This is a genomic window from Bacillus fungorum, assembly GCF_002746455.1.
GTDB classification, from domain to species: Bacteria; Bacillota; Bacilli; order Bacillales; family Bacillaceae_G; genus Bacillus_A; species Bacillus_A fungorum.
This window is the reverse complement of record NZ_NWUW01000084.1, coordinates 1-3,321: the sequence shown is the minus strand read 5'-3', so window position 1 is coordinate 3,321 and position 3,321 is coordinate 1. Positions and strand designations below refer to the sequence as shown.

The 3,321-nt window shown below is 33.5% G+C and carries 2 rRNA genes and 3 pseudogenes; 2 read left to right on the top strand and 3 right to left on the bottom strand.

What is annotated here, in order from left to right:
- Positions 1–9: 9 nt before the first annotated feature.
- Positions 10–125: ribosomal RNA gene (gene rrf, locus CO726_RS30550) — 5S ribosomal RNA — on the top strand.
- 65 nt (positions 126–190) lie between these two features.
- Here rrf and CO726_RS30545 read toward each other — a convergent pair.
- The 3 pseudogenes from CO726_RS30545 to CO726_RS30535 all read right to left on the bottom strand — a co-directional run.
- Positions 191–498 (bottom strand): annotated as a pseudogene (locus CO726_RS30545) (glycoside hydrolase family 99-like domain-containing protein); the annotation flags it as partial.
- Positions 495–1,201, bottom strand: a pseudogene (locus tag CO726_RS30540) (class I SAM-dependent methyltransferase). The pseudogenes CO726_RS30540 and CO726_RS30545, both read right to left, overlap by 4 nt.
- 177 nt (positions 1,202–1,378) lie before the next feature.
- Positions 1,379–2,173, bottom strand: a pseudogene (locus CO726_RS30535) (sulfotransferase family 2 domain-containing protein).
- Between the two features lie 1,045 nt (positions 2,174–3,218).
- Here CO726_RS30535 and CO726_RS30525 point away from each other — a divergent pair.
- Positions 3,219–3,321, top strand: a 16S ribosomal RNA gene (locus CO726_RS30525); the annotation flags it as partial.

Here is a 3,321-nt window from a genome sequence, read left to right as displayed (position 1 = left end):
CCTTCATAGTTTGGTGATGATGGCAGAGAGGTCACACCCGTTCCCATACCGAACACGGAAGTTAAGCTCTCTAGCGCCGATGGTAGTTGGGACCTTGTCCCTGTGAGAGTAGGACGTCGCCAAGCAAGCTTAAGACGAGTCAGAATGACTCGTCTTTTTTGTATACTTTCATACCTCTGTTATGCCTTTTATCTGGTTCACCCGCCTTAAGTACCTCATTAAATGGCTTCTCCAATAGCCTCTTTCCTTTAAACCAGTAATGGTAATAACAAAACCATATATGCCGTGTGCTTTGGCGATTTCTGCTTGCCACTTTCTTACTGATGGGGTGGTTAAGTCATAATAAAAATCTTGATAAGGTTCTCTAGGTTGGCAATGTCCTGAAAATAAAGGTCGTGCACTTTTAGTATTTATCCATTCAGTAAAACCTTTCCCCCACTATCTGTCATTTTCTTTTATTTGATGAAATTGTGGTAAGTAAAAAGCGATTATTTTCAAGATATATCCCCCTTGTGCTCTTCGTAGTTCAAGTGGCGGGAAATTACTTTTCCCAGTGATCTATCCTTTTGTAAATAAAAAATGGCATACATATTTGCATGTGTATAAATATATTCAATCATATCTTGGCCTCAATCAAATGTTACTAAAGACCCATTCTCATCTATAGGATTTCCATGATAAATTGGCTCTTCAATATAATCACTTCCTTCTTTACTGATTCTTGCTCTTTGCAAAGTCTTTGTAAGTATATGATACCAAGGGACGGTAAACACATGAGCGCCGCCAAGTTTTAATACACGCTCTATTTCTTTAAAGGCTTTGTTTGGCTCCATTACATGTTCAAAAACATCTTGAGTAATGAACAAATCAAAAGATTCATTTTGGAAAGTCATGTTTTCTAAGTTCTCACATCTAATTCCTTGAAAGAATTGGCTGAGAGGTTAGTTTTTTAAGTATTGAGAATATGTATCGTTTTTGCAGTTTTTTATTAGTAGTTGAGTTGTAATCTCTCCAGGGAGGATTCGTGGATATGATAGGAACTCTATTTTGGAAAACATGTATTTAAAACATGGAGTAAAGCTCGCTGCCTTGGTATAGAGTTACATGTAGAGCATAGATAATGATCTCTAAGCCAATCATTATGTTCTATAAATGTAGCTTCCTTCTCGCAAATAACACAGTATCCATTATTGTGCTTCAACTTATCTTCCGCATGACATCACTTCTGTGTAAAAAATGCATATGACACACACGTCAACAATCAGCGAAATCAAAGAGAATCGGTGGAAATATTAGTGGGGGAGAACCAAAAGTTAATTAAAGTTTCACTTTATGCTATGCGATACATTCGCTTTTATTCATTGAAGAATGTATCGATTTAAAATATCCCTTTTGTGTACGGATACATTTCAAATTCCTGTGTATATATTTCTGTAACTAACTCCATTGTTTCTTTATCATAAAAGCTTTCATATGTTGGAAAGCGAGGGAAGGATGTATCTGTAATGCTGAGTTCTGCATAGCTTCCTGTATAAATCATTTTATGAGCGCGATGATGATTTGAATTTGTAAGAAGTGCTAAATTAGATTTAACTAAAACGTACATATGTTCTATATTGGCGATTTGTGTATTAAAATCTTCTAAAGGAATATAGTGTTGGATGAAATTTTCTTCATCTGGAACGTATTGCTGACTAAAATGTATGTCCATTGCTAGGGTATTGGAACTTAATGCTCGAACGTAATATAAAAATTGTTTAAATGATATTCCTCGGTTACTATATTTGTCATTATAAAAATAATGACGGATACTTTCCCACTGAGGGCTAGCATATGGATTATCAGCAAGTAATAAAAATGAGCTAACAGCCCTTGTATAGGAATTCCGCATAAGTTTACAAACATCTTTTTTTGCTGCTAGAAGACCATTTTGTAACTCGGGTATATAATTTGTATTATTTTTATACCCTCAGAACTCATAGTAATGAATAAAATTATTATATTTCTTTGCTTCAGTAAATAATCCGATTTGAAAGAAGAACCAATTAGCCAATGAGGTACATCCGCTTCTATGGCTCCAGAATAGTATAAGTGGAAAGTCTTTATGGAAATGTGGAATTCGATCTTTATGTAAGATTACATGATTTAAAAGTTCTTGATTTACATTTTTCATAAATTTAGTGCTCCTTTTGGAAGTTTTATTTATGGGGATGAGTAAATATTATGAGTGTTTTTTGTGGTCACCTTAAATAAGGTAGTGATTCTAAAAGGAAAATATAAAATAAAGATAATGAAAATTGATAAGAGGCATACAATTATAAGAGAATGAATAATAGAAGTGACCAAGTTCATTTATTTGTATTTCTAGGTTTGATAAGTAAAAATCTTATTACTAGAGAGGATATCGTGAGGAAGAATAATTATTTAATAGTAGGTGGAAATAGTTTCATTAGATTAAATAAGCTATGGATTGAAGAGTTCTTATATAGTAAAAAATAATAAACCACGCTCTATTTATACACAAGTAGAGCGTGGTTTATTATTTTGTTTCTTTTTTTTATTACCCAAAGGTCTTGATGTTCCCACCAAAAAACTTCAGTGTATTTTTTAATAATAGGGTTATAGGGTAGTAATTTAATTTTGTCACATACGTAAGAGGGACTAACGATCGCCTTACAAGAGATACTGATGGCGAGGAAAATATATAATTAAATCTTCAAATATGCTTTAAGGTACTTTCTATATATGTATATAATTCCTAGAGAGAAGTGGTAGGAGATAATTGTGAGTGTAGCTGGAATGTACTCGCAATAAAAATGCTATCTTTAATATATATTTGTATGGCTTGATATTCATTCTTTAGAAAGGTGTAAGGGATAAGAAAGTATAAACTGTCGATTATGAAAGTGACTGCACCATTTTATTAATCTCTAGGGACAGAGTATAAATGATGAAGATTCAATACCCTTTATAATTTATAAAATAAAAAGGATAAAAGGTATTGACGATTAGAGGATAGAGGTGTAATATAGAACAAGTCGCCGATGACATTAACGCAGAAAGCGACAAACGAAATAAAAAAACTTAGTTGACATTAACTAACGAAGATGTTAACATAAGGAAGTCGCAAATGAGCGACCAAGTGGTTCTTTGAAAACTGAACGAAACAAACAACGTGAAACGTCAATTTTTATTTTTAGATGCTAGACAAACTAACTTTATTGGAGAGTTTGATCCTGGCTCAGGATGAACGCTGGCGGCGTGCCTAATACATGCAAGTCGAGCGAATGGATTAAGAGCTTGCTCTTATGAAGTTAGCGG